The sequence below is a fragment of the Chryseobacterium sp. II3a genome (assembly GCF_057815135.1).
The window spans coordinates 142,934-163,037 of record NZ_JBYPZJ010000003.1 but is presented as its reverse complement, the minus strand read 5'-3'; the positions used below and the strand labels follow the sequence as shown (position 1 = coordinate 163,037).

At 34.4% G+C, this 20,104-nt stretch carries 20 protein-coding genes; 1 reads left to right on the top strand and 19 read right to left on the bottom strand.

Annotated features, from left to right (window positions below; genetic code table 11):
* Positions 1-2: 2 nt before the first annotated feature.
* From AC3HD6_RS09260 to atpB, 18 genes are all read right to left on the bottom strand, one after another.
* Entirely contained in the window at positions 3-902 is a 900-nt protein-coding gene (locus AC3HD6_RS09260; RefSeq protein ID WP_488896071.1) for a T9SS type A sorting domain-containing protein, read from the bottom strand.
* Between the two features lie 381 nt (positions 903-1,283).
* Positions 1,284-2,183 (bottom strand): T9SS type A sorting domain-containing protein, encoded by a 900-nt coding sequence (locus AC3HD6_RS09255; protein WP_488896070.1) that lies wholly within the window; start codon positions 2,181-2,183, stop codon positions 1,284-1,286.
* A 345-nt stretch (positions 2,184-2,528) separates the two neighbouring features.
* Entirely contained in the window at positions 2,529-3,446 is a 918-nt protein-coding gene (locus tag AC3HD6_RS09250; protein WP_488896069.1) for a T9SS type A sorting domain-containing protein, read from the bottom strand.
* Between the two features lie 262 nt (positions 3,447-3,708).
* Positions 3,709-5,088, bottom strand: coding sequence for a dipeptidase (locus AC3HD6_RS09245; protein WP_488896068.1), 1,380 nt, complete (start codon positions 5,086-5,088; stop codon positions 3,709-3,711).
* 170 nt (positions 5,089-5,258) lie between these two features.
* Positions 5,259-5,534, bottom strand: coding sequence for a hypothetical protein (locus AC3HD6_RS09240; RefSeq protein ID WP_488896067.1), 276 nt, complete (start codon positions 5,532-5,534; stop codon positions 5,259-5,261).
* A 136-nt stretch (positions 5,535-5,670) separates the two neighbouring features.
* Entirely contained in the window at positions 5,671-6,816 is a 1,146-nt protein-coding gene (locus AC3HD6_RS09235) for a class I SAM-dependent methyltransferase (RefSeq protein ID WP_488896066.1), read from the bottom strand.
* 153 nt (positions 6,817-6,969) lie between these two features.
* The gene (locus AC3HD6_RS09230; RefSeq protein WP_488896065.1) at positions 6,970-7,410 is read right to left on the bottom strand and encodes a DinB family protein; all 441 of its coding nucleotides are present in this window, start codon (positions 7,408-7,410) and stop codon (positions 6,970-6,972) included.
* Positions 7,410-8,573, bottom strand: a complete 1,164-nt coding sequence (locus AC3HD6_RS09225; protein ID WP_488896064.1) for a methylmalonyl-CoA mutase family protein — start codon at positions 8,571-8,573, stop codon at positions 7,410-7,412. The genes AC3HD6_RS09230 and AC3HD6_RS09225 overlap by 1 nt, the downstream gene beginning before the upstream one ends.
* Positions 8,574-8,682: 109 nt before the next feature.
* Complete coding sequence (locus AC3HD6_RS09220; RefSeq protein WP_068943509.1) at positions 8,683-9,039, bottom strand: FtsB family cell division protein; 357 nt, start codon at positions 9,037-9,039, stop codon at positions 8,683-8,685.
* Positions 9,040-9,043: 4 nt separating this feature from the next.
* A complete protein-coding gene (udk, locus tag AC3HD6_RS09215; RefSeq protein WP_149832385.1) occupies positions 9,044-9,658 on the bottom strand; it encodes a uridine kinase in 615 nt (204 codons plus the stop codon).
* A 555-nt stretch (positions 9,659-10,213) separates the two neighbouring features.
* The gene (locus AC3HD6_RS09210; protein ID WP_065394241.1) at positions 10,214-10,519 is read right to left on the bottom strand and encodes an ATP-dependent Clp protease adaptor ClpS; all 306 of its coding nucleotides are present in this window, start codon (positions 10,517-10,519) and stop codon (positions 10,214-10,216) included.
* 11 nt (positions 10,520-10,530) lie between these two features.
* Complete coding sequence (locus AC3HD6_RS09205) at positions 10,531-11,889, bottom strand: hemolysin family protein (protein WP_488896063.1); 1,359 nt, start codon at positions 11,887-11,889, stop codon at positions 10,531-10,533.
* A 269-nt stretch (positions 11,890-12,158) separates the two neighbouring features.
* Positions 12,159-13,022: an ATP synthase F1 subunit gamma gene (gene atpG / locus AC3HD6_RS09200; protein WP_068943512.1), complete on the bottom strand. Its 864-nt coding sequence runs from the start codon at positions 13,020-13,022 to the stop codon at positions 12,159-12,161.
* A gap of 77 nt (positions 13,023-13,099) precedes the next feature.
* Positions 13,100-14,677 carry a F0F1 ATP synthase subunit alpha gene (atpA, locus tag AC3HD6_RS09195; RefSeq protein WP_123911281.1) on the bottom strand — a complete coding sequence of 526 codons (1,578 nt, stop codon included), beginning with the start codon at positions 14,675-14,677 and terminating at the stop codon, positions 13,100-13,102.
* Between the two features lie 16 nt (positions 14,678-14,693).
* Positions 14,694-15,233, bottom strand: a complete 540-nt coding sequence (gene atpH / locus AC3HD6_RS09190; RefSeq protein WP_065398061.1) for an ATP synthase F1 subunit delta — start codon at positions 15,231-15,233, stop codon at positions 14,694-14,696.
* A 2-nt stretch (positions 15,234-15,235) separates the two neighbouring features.
* On the bottom strand, positions 15,236-15,730 hold the full coding sequence (locus AC3HD6_RS09185) for a F0F1 ATP synthase subunit B (protein ID WP_068943515.1): 495 nt from the start codon (positions 15,728-15,730) through the stop codon (positions 15,236-15,238).
* 101 nt (positions 15,731-15,831) lie between these two features.
* Positions 15,832-16,050 carry an ATP synthase F0 subunit C gene (locus AC3HD6_RS09180; protein WP_007844726.1) on the bottom strand — a complete coding sequence of 73 codons (219 nt, stop codon included), beginning with the start codon at positions 16,048-16,050 and terminating at the stop codon, positions 15,832-15,834.
* Between the two features lie 51 nt (positions 16,051-16,101).
* Positions 16,102-17,229 (bottom strand): F0F1 ATP synthase subunit A, encoded by a 1,128-nt coding sequence (gene atpB / locus AC3HD6_RS09175; protein WP_045497331.1) that lies wholly within the window; start codon positions 17,227-17,229, stop codon positions 16,102-16,104.
* Between the two features lie 766 nt (positions 17,230-17,995).
* Between atpB and ffh the strand changes: the two genes are divergently transcribed.
* A complete protein-coding gene (gene ffh / locus AC3HD6_RS09170; protein ID WP_068943517.1) occupies positions 17,996-19,357 on the top strand; it encodes a signal recognition particle protein in 1,362 nt (453 codons plus the stop codon).
* Between the two features lie 82 nt (positions 19,358-19,439).
* On the opposite strand, the gene AC3HD6_RS09165 is transcribed toward ffh, so the two are convergent.
* Complete coding sequence (locus AC3HD6_RS09165; protein WP_488896062.1) at positions 19,440-20,096, bottom strand: OmpW family outer membrane protein; 657 nt, start codon at positions 20,094-20,096, stop codon at positions 19,440-19,442.
* Between the last annotated feature and the right edge of the window lie 8 nt (positions 20,097-20,104).

Sequence of the window (20,104 nt, the reverse complement as noted above, 5' to 3'; positions counted from 1 at the left end):
TCTTATTTTTTAACAAATTTTTCAGTAAAGTTTCTGCCTTCTGTTTCTACATTAAGCAAATACATTCCAGGAAGTAAATTTCTGACATCAATTTTATCATTTTCTATATTGACATTGATTTGTTTTCCAAAGCCACTTAAAATCACAATATTTTTTATTTTGTTTGGAGATAGAATCGTAATAAAATCTGATGATGGATTAGGATAAATACTTATTTTCTGTTGTTCTGGAGCTGCATCTGATGATTCATTGTTAATTTTAATATTATCAATATAGGCATATTCTCCAAAATTATCATGTACAAAACGCAATTGATCAATGCTTGAAGAATTGGCACGAGCCCCTTTGTAAATCAAAATATTATCCAGATAGTATTTGATCTCTGTGGATGAACCTACTACTTTAACTCTTTTCCATGATGCTATTGGCCAAACTCCAGCTGTATCCAATAAATCTGTAGTACCGGAAGATGAATTGGTTACATCTGCAATTTTAATAGCTCCTGAATTGGTAAATTGAACTCTTGTCGCCGTCTTATTTTCTTTACTGTTTACTGCCTGAAATTCATAATTTGAAGTATAACGGAAACGTAAATAAATATCAAAAGAAACTGTAAAATTATCAGATATTAGTGGTGATGGGAGATTATAAAAGGCTCCCATTACAGCTTCTTTTTGCTGGCAATACAAATTATTTTTTTTTAGCTTTAAAGAATTGGTTCCAATGGATGCTTTTTCCATGTTAACCGTCTGTTGTTCCATACCGTTGGAGGTAACCCATCCTTTTTGTCCGTTTATATTTCCTGCTGTATATCCTTCAGAAGCTTCAAAGGAAATTGTCTGTTGAGAGAATGCTGTACCTGATAAAAGCACAAGCAATCCAATTAATACTTTTTTTGTCATAACCTTATATGTTTTTTACAATATTAAATGAATTGAAAATAATTTAAAAACAAAAAAGACAAATTATTATTAAAATGACAAAAAAACATATTTTCCAACTTTTATTATTAAAAAAAATTGAATAAAAATTAAAATAGAATAATATTTTAAATCCTCTTCTTATCAGAAACACAATCATCACCCCTACTTTTCCCCCAAAAATTTAACCATAAGAAACCTCCTTTGGCTAAAAAATACCTATTTCTGGTTTCAGCAACTCCATAAATCTATTCTTGGGTCTTCTGTGTTACATATCTCTGGCCTATTATTAAAATTGATTGCTCTTAAATAACAAAAACGCTCCAAATGGAGCGTTTTAATGATATTAAGATATATCAGATCTTATTTTTTGATGAATTTCTCGGTAGTTTTACCTTCTTTTGTTTCAATGTTGATGATATAACCTCCTGTATTTACATTTCTTACATCAATTCTGTTTCCATCAAGGGCAACATTCACTTTTCTTCCGTTCATGTCAAAAATCTCAACAGCCTTAATTTTTTCTGTGGAATTTACATGTAAATAATCTGTTGTTGGATTAGGAGAAATTGTTGTTTTTTTAATATTGCTGAATATTTCTTGAGTTCCTAATGTTGCATTTTGGCCTTCAATACTAAATGCAAGACCATCAAATGCAGGTTCATCTGTAAGGAATGATATGCTTGTCCAAGTTGTCGCCCCTGCACCAAAGGCATCCAACGGATCTATAAGTTTTGCAGGATTACCGGCGATTTGCCCTGAAAACCAATTAAATCCACCAGCTCCATAAGTAGTCAGATTTGTTTTGGCAGCAAACACCAACCAATAAGTTGTATTAGCAGATAAAATAACAGGAGTACTTAACGCTGCTGTTACATCAATTTCAAAAGTATATCCCGTTAAACCTTTTATTAAAGAATATCCAGCAGCCCCTTTAGCTACATTTATAGCTGCAATTGGAGTTCCTGCACCATTAGGGACCCCGGCAGGAGATCCAGCAGCATCCGCATAAATATAAAGCATTGCTCCTGTTGCCACTAAAGTTTCTAAAGTTTCCTCATTTTGAAAACCTAATATCTTTATTTTTGTGATCTTGTTTTGACTCGTAAGTTTAAAGTCATCCGCAGCTGCTACAAAGTTTCCATTTGATAAAGCATTAGCAACAATCCCATTTTGGCTTGTAACTGTTTGATTAAAAATTGTTGTTTGAGCATTTAAAGAGGTTAACCCTAAAAATGCACTCAATAGTAGAATTCTTCTCATGATAAATTATTTTTCTTAAAAGTAGTAAATATCATTAAAAACCCACAATTAATTAATAAAAAAAACAATAAACAAGCTAATAGTTAATAATATTCCGATAAAAATAATATAATAATTAATACTTTAAATTATTTAACTTTAACTAAACTCCAAAAAACATTATAAAAATGACACTTGTAATTATAAATTATATCATTTTTATAAATTTTATTTTTATCCTATAAATATCTCAACACCTACCATAAAAACATATAAAATCAACAATTTAATTTCAAAACTACTCTGTTATCTTAACAAAAAAACGTCCCAATGAGGACGTTTTGTCAACTTAAGTCTGCTTGAGAGTTATTTTTTAATGAATTTCTCAGTAAAGTTTCCTCCTTCTGTCTCTATATTTAGCAAATACACTCCGGGGGATAAGTTTCTCACATCTACTTTTTCTCCATCTAATTTTATGTTTATTTTTTTCCCAATAAGATCATACACTTCAACATGCTGAATCCGGTTAGAAGTATTTATTTTTAGAAAGTCTGCTACCGGATTAGGGTACAGCGTTAATGTTTTAGCTTTTAAATTTGTTTCTTTAGCAGACAAGATCAATTCATCATTAATCTTAATATTATCAAAATAAGCTATTCCTACCCCATTATCATGGACAAATCTCAATTGATCCATAGTAAGATAAGCAAGGGCAGAATCAGTATAAATTAAAGCATCATTAAGGTAATATCTCATATCTATTGCTGTACCTACCACTTTGAATCGATACCACATATTTGGAGACCATACTCCTTGTGTGGGAACCATGTTTTGGATATTTGATTCTTTATGCAAGATATTTATTGTCCCCGTTTTATCAAAATCTACTCTTAGCATGGTATTTTCATTGTTATTATCCACCCCTTGAAATCCAAATACGGATCCGTTAAGCTGTGACATATTAATATCAAATGAAACAGAAAAATGAGTACAGGTAAGTGGAGCCGTGAGATTGTAAAAGCCGCCAATAATAGGTTCTGATTGAACTCCATACATAGATTCCCTGACAATTTTCAGAGCATTGTTTCCCTCTGTAGCAGCATCAGTACTGATCGTCTGATGGGTAACATTCTCAGGGGTACCTCCTGTGGGAGTACTGATCCACGCGCCCTGCCCATGAATATTTCCGGTTATAAAACCTTCGTTATCTTCAAATGATACCCCCTGTTGGGCAAAACAAAGTATTGCTAATAAAGAGCAAACGATTGAGTAGATTTTTTTCATTAGTTTTCAAGTTTGTAATAAAAATATAAACTTTCCTTGAATAGTGAAATAATTATCTACAAATAAAAAATAATGCTCTTATTATCAGCTAATTTAACTTCATATAGGATGTATTTTATTATTATTCTAATTAAATTGAAAATTAATATTTTTCATAAAAAACTCATTTACAAAGAATTGCTCTCTCTTTATGATAACTGATTATAAAAATAAATAAGGCACTTCTGAGAAGTGCCTTATCCTGATATTATAGGTTCAATGTTTATTTTGAATAATTTTCAAAAAACAATGGAATACTTTCAATTCCTTTGTAGAAATTAAATAATCCGTAGTGCTCGTTTGGAGAGTGAATTGCATCAGAATCCAGTCCGAAGCCCATCAATACTGATTTAGCTCCTAAAACCTTCTCAAACATAGACGTAATTGGAATACTTCCTCCACTTCTATATGGTAATACCTCTTTACCAAATGCAGTTTCCATAGCTTTTTTAGCTGCTAAGAATTCTTTGGTATCACTTTGTAATACGTAAGGCATTCCTCCGTGGTGAGGAGTTACTTTCACTTTTACTGTATCCGGAGCAATTTTTTCGAAATATTTCGTAAACTTTTCTGTAATTTCTTCCGGAGTCTGGTAAGGAACCAAACGCATTGAAATTTTAGCAAAAGCTTTGGAAGGAATTACTGTTTTAGCGCCTTCTCCCGTATATCCACCCCAAATACCATTACAGTCTAAAGTAGGACGAATAGAAGCTCTTTCTAATGTTGTATAACCTTTTTCTCCTTCAATATTGCTTAATCCGATTGACTTTTTGAATTCTTCAGGATTATCCTTCAGCTTATTCATTTCTGTTCTGTCTGCATCAGATACGATTTCCACATTATCGTAGAACCCATCAATAGTAATGTGCCCATCTTCATCAATAAGGTTAGCAATCATTCTTGACAATACGTGGATTGGGTTTGGAACAGCTCCACCATAAAGACCTGAGTGAAGATCTCTGTTTGGTCCTTCCACTTCTACTTCTACATAGCTTAATCCTCTTAAACCTGTTGTTACAGTTGGTTGTTCGTTGCTATAGATGTGTGTATCTGAAATAAGAATACAATCACAAGATAGTTTTTCTTTGTTTTCATTCACAAAGTCTCCTAAGCTTACAGATCCTACTTCTTCTTCACCTTCCAAAATAAATTTAACGTTACATGGAAGGGTATTGGTTTTCATCATTGCTTCAAAAGCTTTCAGGTGCATGAAGAACTGTCCTTTATCATCTGCAGATCCTCTTGCAAAAATTGCTCCCTCTGGGTGAAGCTCAGTTTTTTCGATATAAGGCTCGAAAGGTGGCTTTCTCCATAATTCCAGTGGATCTGCCGGTTGTACGTCATAGTGACCGTAAACTAATACCGTTGGTAGGTTTGTATCAATGATTTTTTCTCCGAAAACGATAGGATACCCCTTAGTCTTGCATACTTCCACTTGATCAGCTCCTGCATTTCTAAGGTGTTCTGCACATACGTCTGCACACTTCAATACATCATCTTTATACGCCGGATCTGCAGAAATAGAAGGGATTCTCAATAACTCAAATAATTCATCCACGAAACGCTGTTTGTTTTCGTTGATGTAATTTAATGTCTCTTGCATTGTAAAATTTTATTTTGTTAAAATTAAAAAAAATGCACCGCTGGGCCAAGTAAAAACAGAGGATTTTCTAAAGAAAAAAGATTAGTTCCTGATGATTGGTCTATCAGTCATTTTAAAAATAAAAAATGCTCTGTACAAAACAGAGCATTTTTATATTGTATACTAATTAATTAGTGTTCAGCTTTTGGAGCCTCTTCTTTTTTTTCAGCAGGCTTTGCAGCAGCAGTACTATCCGTCTTAGGTGCTGCAGCTTCTGGTTTTGCTTCTTCTTCTTTGTGTTCAGCAGCTGCCCCATGTGTACCATGAGCTTCTCCACCCTGAGGATCATCAGAATATCTTTCTACTCCTTCTTCAAGTTTCAAAACAGCCTTGCTTCCCCCTTGCGGAACTTTTTTACAGCTTACCGCTACCGTTGCAATCGCTAAACATATAACTAATTTTTTCATATGTAAAATTTATTTTTTAAATATCATAGGAACCATACTATTTTTGTCTATTCTGATGACCTAAATAGAAAGCAATTTCCTTCTCTAATTTTTGATTGCCCAAAATTAAGAAATCCTGTTTCTTTTGGCAACATTTTTAGACTGATTTTAAAATAATTTTCCCTTTTTTGGACTGTGTAAAAATAAGGTAATCATTTCCACCATCTTTCAAGCCATATTTCTTCTTGATTTCTTCAGGTTTTAAGGGATAATTTCTCGAAACTATATTGTACTGCTCTTTCTTTTTAATCTTTTTAGAATCAACAACTTCTATTTCAAAAATTCTTCCCGGAAATTCCACTATTCTATCAGATGAAGTATAAAGATGAGTATTGGGGTGCAATTTTTTAACACCGAATTTTTCTGAAATTAAATTAAAAGTCCCAGCCTTTAAAATGGAATTATTGGGAATATAGATAAATTTTTCAGGCTCGCCAAACTCCGATTGAGCATTTCCTTCTTCCCCAAATGTAAAACTAAAGGGAGATTCTCCGCTATCAAGGTTCACACAGTTGCAGATAATTTTGTTCTTATTATCCTTGGATAGAAAGACTACAATCTCTTTTACATCATTTTTAAGAGCAACAATATCGAGTCTGAAAATAGCGGGTAAAACTGAAATAAGATACTTCAAATCAATCAATGGAGAGAGCTTAATAACCACCTGTTCTGATATTGACAGTAATTTTTCCTGAATTTCAAGAATATTTGGGGAAAGATCCTCCAAAAGGAAGACTTTATTCTTATTCTGGTCTCTTCTGGCCGGATCCAAATAAACAGTATCAAAACTTTCCTGATTTTCATTTAAAAAATCCTCTAATTTCTGATTGATAAACCTTGCTTTCTTCCCAAGTGTATTCCAATTGTGTTCAACAATCTCTAAAAGTTCCGTATTCTGCTCTATTAAAGTAATATCATCAAAATTTTGAGATAAATAATAGGCATCAATTCCGAAACCACTCGTAAGATCGACAAACTTCTTCCCTTTTAAAATTTCTGATTTATAAAGAGCGGTCTTTTCAGAGGATGATTGCTCCATATTAAGCTGTGGAGGAAAAATAATATCATCCTGCAATAAGAAGGGAAACTTTTTCTCTGCGACCTGCTTTCCTTTGATCTGTTGTACAATCTCCTGCATAGAAACTTCAGGAAAAGGAGATTTTTTTAATAGTAATGAATGCAGATCTGTTTTTAGATTTGCGTTGATATAGTTTTGAATTTCTTTATTTAATAGTTTAACCACAGATTTTTGCTAGTTTATATTCATTTGGGTATAATGCTTCGACTCCGCTCAGCATGACAACGCTAATACTAAATGCCTAATTTAAAATTTGAAAATTAATGCAACATATCTTAACAGTGTCATACTGAGCGGAGCCGAAGTATCTCTACAGAATTATCTTTTATAAAAAATATAGTCTGTTACTATAGGTTCTATCCCGTTTTGTTTAAGTAGAGAGTTAATTTGACCTCTGTGATAAGTCGAATGATTAATGGCATGGAAAAGCATTTCAAAAATACTGTTTTCAAATTTTGTTCCTCTTGAGTTCTGATATTCTACTCTTTTCTCAAGATCAAATTCTTTAATGACATCAATACTTTTCACAAAATTCTGATGATTAATTTCATTTAAAGATTCAAAAGGATTGATTTGCCAAACCTCAAATGTAGGTTCTCCCAGTATCCTGGCATTCCAGATCTGCTGTGCATTAAAAGTATGGTTGATCAAACTGATTGTTTTATCATCAACAAGTTTTCTGTTTTCAGAAATAACTTTAATCATTTCAACATTGAAATGATAGGTGTATTCGAATAAGTCTATCAGTTTGTCTTTCATTATTCAAACATTTCTGCCCAACGAACGGCTTTAATTTCTTTTTCGTTGTATAGATCTGTAATGGACTTTTTAACTTCTAATTTGGGGTATAAATTAACTCCAATTAGTTTAATTTTTCCTTCTTCAATCCATTGCTGCTCTTCAATTGCATGATCGTAGATCTTTTTCTGAACAATTCCTTGTCTTAAAAGCTCAAGATAACCGCCAGCGTCTTCCATTTCAACAAACAATGCCCAAGATTTATCCGCAATCTGCTGCGTGATATCTTCTACATAATAGCTTCCATTAGCTGCATCCTCAAATACGTTAATGATGCTTTCATAAGCCAATACAATCTGTTGTTTGAAAGAAATTTCTTCAGAGTTATCTGTACTTCTGGCTACAAGATAATTGTTTGTAAAAACAGCATCTGCTCCACCAATCATGGCTGAAGCCAGCTCCAATGTAGAACGGATCAGGTTGTTTTCGTTGTCAGAAACCGCTTTATTTCTAAGGGAAGTTTCTGCAAAGATGTAAGGAACTTCATCCAGCCCATATTCCTTGGAAAGCTGGTTAAAAACCATTTTAAAGGCTCTTAATTTGCCCATTTCGAAGAAGTAATTTCCTCCTACAGCAATTTTAAAGATCAACTTATTCAGAATTTCAGCTCCGTATACTTCTACGAGTTCTTTTGTTTTTGCCAAAGCAATTCCTAACTGCTGGTAGATGGCAGCTCCGGCATTCTGGTGAAGAGAAATATCTACACAGATGCTTCTTTTGAACCCTTTTGCCAATAATTCTTTTGCCAACTGATCGTCAATAATAGCTTCTTTCTCATTGAAAACATCAATTAAGGAAAAATATTGGTCCTCATCCTGAGGAGTAATATGTCCTGCAAGTTCTTTATTGTTAACGAAAATAGCTTTCTCAGTGAGGCCTTCTACATTCTGATCGAGTAAAAATGCAAATACTTCATCTTCCAGACTTTCATGGTATCTGGCTACCAAATGGGTACTTTCTTCAACTCTCGGCAGATTTATCAAAGACTTTTTAACCTCTGTATAGAAAGGTTTTACTTCTATTCCTTCCAGGTTTTCTTTTTCCAGAATAGGATAAATATCTTCTGTTTTAAGTTGTTTTTTTACTAAATTTTCCCAGTTTGGAAGTGTAGCTGTATTTGACATTAGTTTTGTTTAAATTGTGAATTGTCTATGGTGAGTTGTGCTTTATAAGCGAATAGTACCATCAAACATACCCAATTGACCATTCACTATTGACACTTTTACCATGTTCTTATTTCTTAGCGACTTTTGTACTGTCTACCACCAAAATGAAGATTTCTTCATTAGGTTTCTTCATAAAATAATTTTCTCGCGCGTATTTTTCTTTTTCTGATTTGTTATTCATCAGTTTTTTATAGAAGGCATCATTCTTTTCGTATTCTTTTTTGTAATACTCCAGCTGATCTTCATATTTATGAATCTCACCATTCAGTTCATTAATTACGAGAAATGAGGTTTTGTCGAAGAAAATCATCCATACCAAAAACAGACAGATCGTAATGGTATATTTATTCAATACATATTTTTGGATAAGTTTGAATGTTTCAGATTTCGGCTGAATGTCTTTGATAAGGTTATTTTCTTCCATTTTTTTAATGTTTTTTCAACGAGTTTTTAATAACGGTAGTTAAAAAATCAATGGCTACGGAATTCTGCTTCATATTTGGTATAATAAGATCGGCATCATTTTTAGATGGTTCGATGAATTCCTGGTGCATTGGTTTTAAAGTAGTCTGATAACGATGTAATACTTCGCTCAGGTCTCTACCTCTTTCCTGTGTATCTCTCCTGATCCTCCTGATCAGCCTTTCATCAGAATCTGCATGAACAAAAACCTTCAGGTCAAATTCTTTTAGTAATTCTTTATTGGTAAGAACCAAAATTCCTTCTACTACCAATACATTCTTAGGTTCTACAGTTACGTGATCTCCTGTTCTGGAATGTGTTACAAAGCTATAAATTGGCTGTTCTATGGATTCATTATTCTTTAAAGCTTTCACATGTTTTATCAAGAGTTCAAAATCTATCGACTTCGGATGGTCATAATTTAAAGCCTCTCTTTCCGTCAATGTAAGACCTTGGTTGTCGTGATAATAATTATCCTGAGAAAGGATATTCATTCCTTCGATATCAAGCTGCTGAAGTATCTTATCAACAACTGTAGTTTTGCCAGATCCTGTTCCACCGGCAATTCCTATTACAAGCATTGTTTTTTTGTTTCTTTATAGTTGGTACAAATATACTATTTTAGATAAAATGTAGCAATGCAGAGAGCGAAATTGAGTAATTCGGGAATTCTTATATCCTGAAGTTAAAGTAATTAGTCTCAAAAATTGTAACAATCTCAAAAGTTGGATTGATTTACATGGAAAAACTGCTTTTTTAGCTTTAAAAACTTTTTTTAAACGCCAGGAATACGCAAAGAATTTCTAGTATTACATGGATATTTTTCGTTCGCAAAGGCATTTCATTCAGCAATGGGCCCAATAAGAGCATTTGCTAAGTGCTAACGCCTCTACGAACGGAATTCTTCAATCTTTTAATTTAGAACCTTGCGAACCCTGCGTTAAAATAATATTTACAGTAGCAATTATTAGCCAATTGTCTTATCCCCCCAAAAAACGGGTATCAAATTTAAAATATTTAAATCATGAGATTCTTCCTTCGTCAGAAATCATAGATTCGACGTAGTCAATGAAAAAACGGAGTATTTATAAAAGGTTTTCACAAAAAAACCGGCCTTGTATTGGCCGGTTTTTATTTTATACGATTTCACTCGTTAATTCTCGTGAAAGTAATTTTTCGTGCATAGGCTTCAAGATATCCAATGAGCCTGTTTTTACGGTACATTTGCCTTTGTAGTGGACAAGTATCGTACATTGCTCTGCCTGTTCTAGTGTATGTTTGCATATTTCTATCAGACTGTCGATAACATAGTCGAAAGTATGAACATCATCATTATGCAATACTAGTTTGTAGACTTCATCCGTATCATCCAGTACCAGAACCTCTTCTTCATACTGCCGTTTCGGATCTTCGTAGTCTTTTATCGTATTATAAAAATTCATTCTTAGTTGTTTTAAACTTCACCAATCTTTTCTGCTAAACTATCAATAGCATTAGGTTCCTGGTATATCAATTCAACGAGCTCTACACTCTTATTGTTCATTTTCAAAATCTTGAAGTGATAATCATCTAGATCAAACTCCTGGTTTTCTTCAGGAATTTCTTCCAACTCATAAAGAATAAACCCAGCCAGCGAGTTGTATTCGCTTTCTTCCGAAAGAGGTAACTTCTTAGGTAAAAATTCATTGATCTCATCCAAAGGTTGAGTTGCCTGTACCCAATAGGTATTATCCGCTATTTTATCAACGATTTTTTCTTCGTCATCTTCTTCGTCCTGAATTTCTCCTACAAGCTCTTCAAGGATATCTTCCAAGGTAATAATCCCTTCAGTTCCTCCAAATTCGTCAATAACAATAGCAATATGCTGTTTTTTCAATTGGAAAGTTTTCAATAAGTCCGAAACTTTTTTACTTTCCACTACGAAAAAGGCATCACGCATTAAATCTTTAAGATCTTCATGATCCAGATCTCCTTTTCTTTTAACAAATTCTCTTATTATTTCCTTGGTATAGAAAATCCCGATCACATTGTCAATAGAATCAATATATACAGGGATACGGGAGTACCCACTATCCATAATTTTATTAATAATATCGTTCACATCTTCTTCAAAGTCGATGGAAGTAATATTCTGTCTTGGAACCATGATCTGTTTTGCAGAGTGATCTGTAAAATCAAATGCATTTTTAATGATCTCATAGTTCTCTTCTTCAATCTCACCACTGTCTGCACTTTGTTTTACCAAAAGCTGAAGCTCTTCTGTAGAGTGAATTTCCTGTTCAGAAGCCGGGTGAATTTTTACCAATCTTAAGAATCCATTAGACATGGAATTCATTAACCAAATAAATGGTTTAAATATGGTATAAAAGATTCTCAGCGGAACAGCTGTAGCCATTGTTGTAGATTCTGATTTTCTGATCGCTATTGATTTAGGGATAAGCTCTCCAAATACAATGTGCATAATAGTGATCAACACAAAACTGGTTACCACCGAAACGGTAGTAATCGTTGTTTGGGTTAAATCAACATTTACAGAGTGAAAAATATTTTCAACGATATGGTGTAAGGCACTCTCTCCTACCCAACCTAAGGCAAGGGATGCTAATGTAATTCCTAATTGTGTGGCGGAAAGATATTCATCAAGGTGTTTGATGATATGTTCTGCCTGCTTAGCCATAGAGTCACCTTCTGCGGCTTTTAGTTGAATTTGAGAGTAACGAACTTTAACAATTGAAAATTCTGCGGCTACGAAGAAGCCATTTAGTAAAACAAGAAATAAGGCCAGCAAAAGCCTGACTATGTCCGAGTCCATTTAGAAGTTGTATAAATTTTATTAGGTACAAAGATATACAAAATAAAAATAACCTGAATATTGGATAGATTATTTCAATAAAGGAATTTTTAAGGAAAAAATTAGCTCCTCAAAACCTATCTATTTTGAAATAAAAAAAATAATCGGACCTACGAATCGTTTTTACAGAATAAGATGATTTTTACAGGCTTATTTACGGTTTCAAGCCTATAGAAACGAAAAAAGCACCGATAAGATCGATGCTTTTGATTGTATGTTAAAATAATTCTTTATGAATTTTTTAAAGCTTCTGCTCCGGAAACAATTTCCAAGATTTCATTGGTAATTGCAGCCTGTCTTGCTTTGTTGTAGAAAATCTTAAGATCATTTCTCAAGGCTTCTGCGTTATCTGTAGCTTTGTGCATTGCAGTCATTCTCGCCCCGTGCTCAGATGCTACTGAATCTAAGATTGCTTTGAAAACCTGAGTTTTAATAGACTTAGGAATCAGGTTATCTAAGATCTCTGCTCTGTTTGGTTCGAAGATATAATCTGTTTCAACCTGTGGCTCTGTAGTTTCAGGCATTGAGATTGGAAGAAGTTGTTCTGTAGTTACTTCCTGAGTAGCTGCATTAACGAATTTGTTATAAATAACATAAACTTCGTCAAATTTACCTTCTTTGAAGCTTGTCATAACACCTTCCGTGATATGAGCAACTGCATCAAAATTCAGGTTATCATAAACAGAACTTCCATTAGCATATACTGAACGATTTCTTCTTACAGCATCATATACTTTTTTACCTACAGGAAGAACTTCAATCTCATACTGAGAATTGTTCTGGAACTGAAGGTTAAGCTCTTTTACAATCGAAGAGTTAAAAGCTCCTGCAAGACCTCTGTTTGAAGTAACAGCGATGAAAAGTATTCTTTTAACCTCTCTTTTCTGAGCATATACAGAAACCTGGTCAGGATCAGAGCTAGAATTTACATTCTGGATAAGCTCCTGTAATTTTTCAGAATAAGGTCTTAACATTACGATTGCGTCTTGTGCTTTTTTAAGTTTCGCTGCGGAAACCATCTTCATAGCACGTGTAATCTGCATCGTAGATGAAATTGACGTAATTCTGCCTCGTATTTCTTTTAAGTTTGCCATTAATTTGGGTTCAAAGTTTAAGGTCTAAAGTTTAAGGCTTAAAACATTATATTTTAAACCTTAAACATTGAATTTTTTTAGTTGTATTTAGAAGCTAAATCGTTAGCTGCCTGCTTAAGAACGCTAGTAATATCGTTATCAATTTTCCCAGACTTGATAGCAGCCATAGTATCAGGGTGCTTAGATCTTAGGAACTCGATATACTCGTGTTGGAATTCTTTAATCTTGTTCAATGGAACGTTTCTCATTAAGTTTTCTGTTCCAGCATATACGATCGCTACCTGACTGTCTACAGGAAGTGGTGCATTTACCGGCTGCTTAAGGATTTCTACGTTTCTTTCTCCTTTAGAGATTACTGCTAAAGTAGAAGCATCAAGGTCAGAACCAAATTTCGCAAACGCTTCAAGTTCTTTATATTGAGCCTGGTCTAATTTAAGCGTACCAGAAACTTTTTTCATTGATTTGATCTGAGCGTTACCTCCTACTCTCGATACAGAGATACCTACGTTGATCGCAGGACGAACCCCTGAGTTGAATAGATCAGACTCCAAGAAGATCTGTCCGTCTGTAATAGAGATTACGTTAGTTGGGATATACGCAGAAACGTCACCTGCCTGAGTTTCGATGATTGGAAGAGCAGTTAATGAACCACCTCCTTTCACGATTGGTTTAAGAGACTCTGGTAAGTCATTCATTTGCTTAGCAATTTCGTCATCAGCGATTACTTTTGCAGCTCTTTCCAATAGTCTTGAGTGAAGATAGAAAACGTCTCCAGGGTAAGCTTCACGGCCCGGTGGTCTTCTCAATAGTAGAGAAAGCTCACGGTAAGCAACAGCTTGTTTAGATAAATCATCATAAACGATAAGTGCTGGTCTACCAGTGTCTCTGAAGAACTCACCGATAGAAGCTCCTGCCATTGCAGAATATACCTGCATTGGAACTGGATCTGATGCGTTAGCTGCAACGATTACCGTATAAGCCAAAGCTCCTTTATCAGAAAGTGTTTTAACGATTTGTGCTACAGTAGAAGCTTTCTGCCCGATAGCAACATATATACAATATACTGGTTTACCAGCATCAAAGAATTCTTTTTGGTTGATGATCGTATCGATCGCAACAGTAGTTTTACCCGTTTGTCTGTCACCAATGATAAGCTCTCTCTGACCTCTTCCTACAGGAATCATCGCGTCAATTGCAACGATACCAGATTGTAAAGGCTCAGTTACCGGTTGTCTGAAGATAACTCCAGGAGCTTTTCTTTCTAATGGCATTTCGTATAAATCTCCTGTGATAGGACCTTTACCATCGATAGGGTTACCAAGAGTATCTACTACTCTTCCTAACATACCTTCTCCTACTTTGATAGAAGAGATTCTGTTTGTTCTTCTTACTGTATCCCCTTCTTTTACTAATTTACTTTCACCAAGTAGAGCAACCCCTACGTTGTCTTCTTCAAGGTTAAGTACAATACCTTCTACATCACTAGAAAATTTCACCAACTCTCCGTATTGTACGTTTTCTAACCCGTATACACGAGCAATACCATCACCGATGGTTAAAACTGTACCTACTTCCTCAACGTTTGATTGAGTATCGAAGTTGGCCAATTGCTGTTTTAAGATCGCAGATACTTCTGCCGGATTTATTTCTGCCATTGTATGGTTGTTTTTCTTAATTTAATTGGAAATCTTTTTTAACTTGGTTCAATTTGGTCTTCACAGACGCGTCTACCTGCTGGTCTCCTACTCTTAGGATATATCCCCCTAAAATATCTTGGTTGATGATTAATTTCAAATCGAAGTTTGAGTTTGCATTCACCAAGTTGGTAGATCTTAGAATCTGATCAATATTCTCTTTGGAAAGCTGAGTAGCTGTTGTAAGCGTTACTCTTTGTACTCCGTTGATATCTTCAACTTTGTTGATGAATTCCTGAGCGATATTTTTTAATTGGTTCTCACGTCCGTGCTTAATAACCAATCTAATCAAATTCTGGGAAGATGCTGATAAACCTTTGAAAATTTCGTTTGCTACCTCTATTTTCTTTTTTGCATCAATGTAAGGAGTAAGGAAGAATTTGTTCAAATCCTTAGATTCAGCCATAATCTTCACTACATCTTTCATTTCAGAAAATACGGCAGCTGTCTGACCTGATTCATTAGTGAAATCAAGTAAACCTTGTGCGTATCTTTTCGCTACTTTAGATGTAAGCATTCTTAGTTAAGGTTAGATTTGTTGATATAATTTTGAACTAATTCGTTTTGAGCTTCAGTGTTATCTAACTTTTGTTTCAAGATAGATTCTGCAATGTTTACAGATAAAGCACCGATCTGAGTTCTGATATCTGCCATTGCAGCATTTTTCTCAGCGTTGATAGTTTGCTTAGCAGCTTCGATAAGTTTGTCTCCTTCCGCTTTAGCAACATCTTTAGCTTCACCTACGATTCTGTCTTTAATTTCTCTAGCTTCTTTAAGGATAGCGTCTCTTTCGATTTTAGCTTCACGAATGATTCTTTCGTTGTCAGCTTTAAGATCTTCCATCTCTTTTTTAGCCAATTTAGCTTGGTTCAATGCATCAACGATAGAAGTTTCTCTTTCATTAACAGCATTTACAATTGGTTTCCAAGCGAATTTAGCTAGAAGAAACAATAGGATAACAAAAGTAAGGGTCATCCAAAACAAAAGTCCAATTCCAGGTTCAATAATTCCCATATCTGTAAATTCTTTTTTTAAATGTTATTTTATGGATTGTTTTTTAAAATTCTTAGCAGCAGCCAACCGCTTTACTGCTAAGAATGTTTTTTGAGGATAGATTACTTGATGAAAGCACCAAAGATGATCGCGATAAGACCAGCACCTTCAATAAGACCAGCAGCGATAAGCATTGCTCCTTGAATCTTACCAGCTTGTTCTGGTTGTCTAGCGATAGCGTCCATTGCGTGACCACCGATTTTACCGATACCTAGACCTACACCTAGTACTGCTAAACCGATACCTACGTAAATTAATCCTGCTCCTGTTGATAAATCCATAATAAATAAATTATATTAGTTAAAAAATTATTTTTAAATTCTTTCTTTTAATTAGTGAGCGTGCTCTTCGTGACCGTGCTCATGTTCGTGCTCTGCAACTGCGATTCCGATAAATAGTGCGGATAATACAGTGAAGATATATGCCTGCAATGCTGCTACCAATAATTCCAATACTGAAACGAATAATGCTAATGGTACAGATGCAAATCCTAATAATGGAGTTTTGAAAATGAAGATCAATGAAACGATCGCCAAGATCATAATGTGTCCCGCTGTAACGTTAGCGAAAAGTCGCATCATTAAAGCGAAAGGCTTTGTAAAGATTCCGATAATCTCAATTGGAACCATGATTGGGTACAATAAGATTGGAACCGGCGGCATAAAGATGTGTTTCCAGTAATCTTTATTTGCACTGAATAATGTAATTAATAATGTAATAATTGCTAATACTGCTGTGATCGCAATGTTACCTGTAAGGTTAGCTCCGAAAGGGAAGAAAGGAATTAATCCAAATAAGTTGTTAATCCAGATAAAGAAAAATGCAGTTAATAAATAAGGCATATATCTTTTATATTTAACAGACCCGATGTTTGGGATAGCCACCTCGTCTCTGATAAATACAATCACTGGCTCCATAAATTTCCCGATACCTTTTGGAAGTTGCGATTTCTTATAGTTTCTTGCCATTCCTATGAACACTACTGCCATAAAAAGTACTGACAAGAACATTGAAGCTGCATTTTTTGTTACTGAAAGATCAAAAAATACTTCGTTTGATTTTTGCTTCCCACTGATGATTGAAAATAATGTAGCTTTCTCAACACCTTTAGTAGAAACTACCTGTCCGTGCTCTAAAGTATACCCATCATGTTCATGTCCGTGAGCAATACTGCTAGAAAGAAAAGTATGCCATCCTTCATTATCTTTAATGATAACAGGCAAAGGGATAGAAACGTGATGTTCTTCACCACTGTCATCTTTTGTAGTCCATAAATGCCATTCATTAGAATCACCAATGTGTTCCATGATCATTGTGGTCGCATTGAAGCCGTCTTTCACTTCTTTGTTCTCTACTTTTTCCGCTGATTTCTCTCCTTCTGATTCGTGTTGAGCAGAAGCTAAACTGCTTATAAACACAAATAAAAATGCGAAAAATAATGAAGAAATTTTTCTGTTCATATCTCTTTTTTAATCGTGTGCAAATATATCGATTTTATTAAACTTTACCAATACTAAAAATTGATTTTTATCATCAAAAAAATCAAGACTTATTAATGAGTTTTATTATGGGTAAATAAATAAGGAATGAAGCGATGAGAAAACAGATCACTATAAAGAGAAAATTAGCTTTAGTCTTCTCTATTATTACTAAAGAAGCAATCAACCAAATCAGGTCCTTAGAGAGATTAATGACCAGAAACTTCATTCCAGCATCCTGTTTGCCGTACAAATACTTTTTAAATATTATATATACTATTATATTAAGGATTGATATTAATAATACAATAATAAAACTATCAAGAAAATTCATGCTGCAAAAATAGGATTATAATTTCTGAAACAAAAGAATTGTGAATTCTTCTATATTATTATTAAGGATGGAAGCTGGATGATGGAAGTTACTATTCTACAAAACCGCAATTCAACTTGTTTTTATTTTAAAATAGTCTGGAGTGCTTAATATTAAAAATACATTATTAATAAATAGTCTTATTTATTTTTATCGACCTCGAAAATTTTCTCCCCTCGCCTACTATTATAGAACACTTTAGAAACTCTATAAAAGTAATACATAAAACAAACACATTTCATTTTATCAACTAAAAAACCTCCTTCTCCTCGCTTCCAGCTTCCAACTTTAACCAAAATCTTATAATATTAAGTCCATCATACTCAGGTTTCTTAAAAATTCCTTATTTTTGCAAACCTATAATTTACAATAAATATGTTTAATAGTTTACAGGATAAATTAGACAAGGCATTACATAATATTTCCGGACGTGGAAAAATTACCGAAATCAATGTAGCGGAAACCGTAAAGGAAATCCGTAGAGCATTGGTAGATGCTGACGTTAACTATAAAGTTGCAAAAGATCTTACTAAAAGAGTTCAGGATAAAGCTTTAGGCGAAAATGTTCTTACTTCCCTTACTCCGGGGCAGTTGATGACAAAAATTGTTCATGACGAGCTTGTGGATTTAATGGGAGGTTCTCAGGAAGGGATTAATCTTTCAGGAAAACCATCTGTAATCCTTATTGCAGGTCTTCAGGGTTCTGGTAAGACTACTTTCTCTGGAAAACTTGCTAATTATTTACAGACAAAAAGAAATAAAAAACCATTATTGGTAGCCTGTGACGTTTACCGTCCTGCTGCGATCGATCAGCTAAAAGTATTAGGAGGACAAATTAATGTTCCCGTTTATACTGAAGAAGGAGCTACAAACCCTTCTACCATCGCTGAAAACGCGATCAACTTTGCAAAGGCTAACAATCACGATGTAGTAATCGTGGATACAGCAGGTCGTTTAGCGATTGATGAGCAGATGATGAACGAGATCAAATCCGTACATTATTTCATTAAACCGCAGGAAACTCTATTCGTAGTGGATTCCATGACTGGCCAGGATGCCGTGAATACGGCTAAAGCATTCAACGATGCGTTGAACTTTGACGGGGTTGTTTTAACCAAGTTAGATGGTGATACAAGAGGGGGCGCTGCATTAACGATCCGTTCTGTAGTTGAAAAACCAATCAAATTTATCTCTACAGGAGAGAAAATGGAAGCCCTTGATCTTTTCTACCCGGAAAGGATGGCCGACAGAATCTTAGGAATGGGAGACGTTGTTTCCTTAGTAGAAAGAGCTCAGGAGCAGTTTGATGAAGAGGAAGCTAAGAAACTTCACAAGAAAATTGCTAAAAACGAGTTTGGTTTTGACGATTTCTTAAAGCAGATCAACCAGATCAAAAAGATGGGTAACATGAAAGACCTTATGGGAATGATTCCTGGGGTTGGAAAAGCCATCAAGGATGTAGAAATCAGCGATGATGCATTTAAACATATTGAAGCGATCATCTACTCTATGACACCAGAAGAAAGAAGAAGACCCTCTATTATCAATACTCAGAGAAAAAACAGGATTGCAAGAGGTGCAGGAAGAAAGATCGAAGATGTAAATCAATTGATGAAACAATTCGATCAGATGGGTAAAATGATGAAGATGATGCAGGGACCTCAAGGAAAGCAAATGATGCAGATGATGAGCAAAATGCCGAATATGCCTGGAATGGGCGGAATGTTTGGAAAATAATCCAGAAAAAATCTCATCAAAATATAAAATCCGACTACAAAACTGAGTCGGATTTTTTGTTTTTTACCTTTAAATAAATTGATTATTTATCAGATTTCTGCCCTTTTCCTTTGATGAAATAAGAAAAACCAACGTTTACACCGAAAGTATTAATGTTTGTCTTAACGTCTGTATTCATAACAGTTGCTTTACTTGAAAACTGATCATAAGAAATCCCCAGATTAATCCCTAAAGAAGAAGTTGCCATATAAGTTACTCCTCCTTTTACTTTCCATGCTAAACCATCTGTAGTGGTCTCTGTATCGTGCATAAGAATTGGATCATAAATTCCATTGCGAACGCCGGAAAAAGAAGTCTTTTCCTTATTTGATCCATAACCTATCCCCGCTCCAAGGAATGGAACCAGTTTGCTGGAATTAGTAAAATAATAAGTTGCTGTAGGCATTACAGAAAATGTAGAGTTTGTAAACTTAACATCATCATATTTTGTGGTTCTATTTACATATCCTAAATCAATACCCACTGCTAATTTATCAATAACGAAATACCCCACAGAAGGTGTGATTGAGAATGTGTTTACTGTTGGACTGTCGGTAGACTTACCTCCTGCTTTTACTGTAGTTGTAACGTTATTAAAGCCCATTCCTGTATTTCCACTGATTACCCAGTCACCTTTAGTCATTTGAGCATTAGAAAGCCCGAAAAGCGCTACTGCACCTGCTAATAATAGTTTTTTCATGATTATTA

What these genes read in the sequence shown, in the direction of transcription:
- AC3HD6_RS09260 (WP_488896071.1), bottom strand. Translation starts at nt 902, where the DNA reads ATGACAAAAAAAGTATTAATTGGATTGCTTGTGCTTTTATCAGGTACA.
- AC3HD6_RS09255 (WP_488896070.1), bottom strand. Translation starts at nt 2,183, where the DNA reads ATGAGAAGAATTCTACTATTGAGTGCATTTTTAGGGTTAACCTCTTTA.
- AC3HD6_RS09250 (WP_488896069.1), bottom strand. Translation starts at nt 3,446, where the DNA reads ATGAAAAAAATCTACTCAATCGTTTGCTCTTTATTAGCAATACTTTGT.
- AC3HD6_RS09245 (WP_488896068.1), bottom strand. Translation starts at nt 5,088, where the DNA reads ATGCAAGAGACATTAAATTACATCAACGAAAACAAACAGCGTTTCGTG.
- AC3HD6_RS09240 (WP_488896067.1), bottom strand. Translation starts at nt 5,534, where the DNA reads ATGAAAAAATTAGTTATATGTTTAGCGATTGCAACGGTAGCGGTAAGC.
- AC3HD6_RS09230 (WP_488896065.1), bottom strand. Translation starts at nt 7,410, where the DNA reads ATGAAAGACAAACTGATAGACTTATTCGAATACACCTATCATTTCAAT.
- AC3HD6_RS09225 (WP_488896064.1), bottom strand. Translation starts at nt 8,573, where the DNA reads ATGTCAAATACAGCTACACTTCCAAACTGGGAAAATTTAGTAAAAAAA.
- AC3HD6_RS09220 (WP_068943509.1), bottom strand. Translation starts at nt 9,039, where the DNA reads ATGGAAGAAAATAACCTTATCAAAGACATTCAGCCGAAATCTGAAACA.
- udk (WP_149832385.1), bottom strand. Translation starts at nt 9,658, where the DNA reads ATGCTTGTAATAGGAATTGCCGGTGGAACAGGATCTGGCAAAACTACA.
- AC3HD6_RS09210 (WP_065394241.1), bottom strand. Translation starts at nt 10,519, where the DNA reads ATGAATTTTTATAATACGATAAAAGACTACGAAGATCCGAAACGGCAG.
- AC3HD6_RS09205 (WP_488896063.1), bottom strand. Translation starts at nt 11,889, where the DNA reads ATGGACTCGGACATAGTCAGGCTTTTGCTGGCCTTATTTCTTGTTTTA.
- atpG (WP_068943512.1), bottom strand. Translation starts at nt 13,022, where the DNA reads ATGGCAAACTTAAAAGAAATACGAGGCAGAATTACGTCAATTTCATCT.
- atpA (WP_123911281.1), bottom strand. Translation starts at nt 14,677, where the DNA reads ATGGCAGAAATAAATCCGGCAGAAGTATCTGCGATCTTAAAACAGCAA.
- atpH (WP_065398061.1), bottom strand. Translation starts at nt 15,233, where the DNA reads ATGCTTACATCTAAAGTAGCGAAAAGATACGCACAAGGTTTACTTGAT.
- AC3HD6_RS09185 (WP_068943515.1), bottom strand. Translation starts at nt 15,730, where the DNA reads ATGGGAATTATTGAACCTGGAATTGGACTTTTGTTTTGGATGACCCTT.
- AC3HD6_RS09180 (WP_007844726.1), bottom strand. Translation starts at nt 16,050, where the DNA reads ATGGATTTATCAACAGGAGCAGGATTAATTTACGTAGGTATCGGTTTA.
- atpB (WP_045497331.1), bottom strand. Translation starts at nt 17,229, where the DNA reads ATGAACAGAAAAATTTCTTCATTATTTTTCGCATTTTTATTTGTGTTT.
- ffh (WP_068943517.1), top strand. Translation starts at nt 17,996, where the DNA reads ATGTTTAATAGTTTACAGGATAAATTAGACAAGGCATTACATAATATT.
- AC3HD6_RS09165 (WP_488896062.1), bottom strand. Translation starts at nt 20,096, where the DNA reads ATGAAAAAACTATTATTAGCAGGTGCAGTAGCGCTTTTCGGGCTTTCT.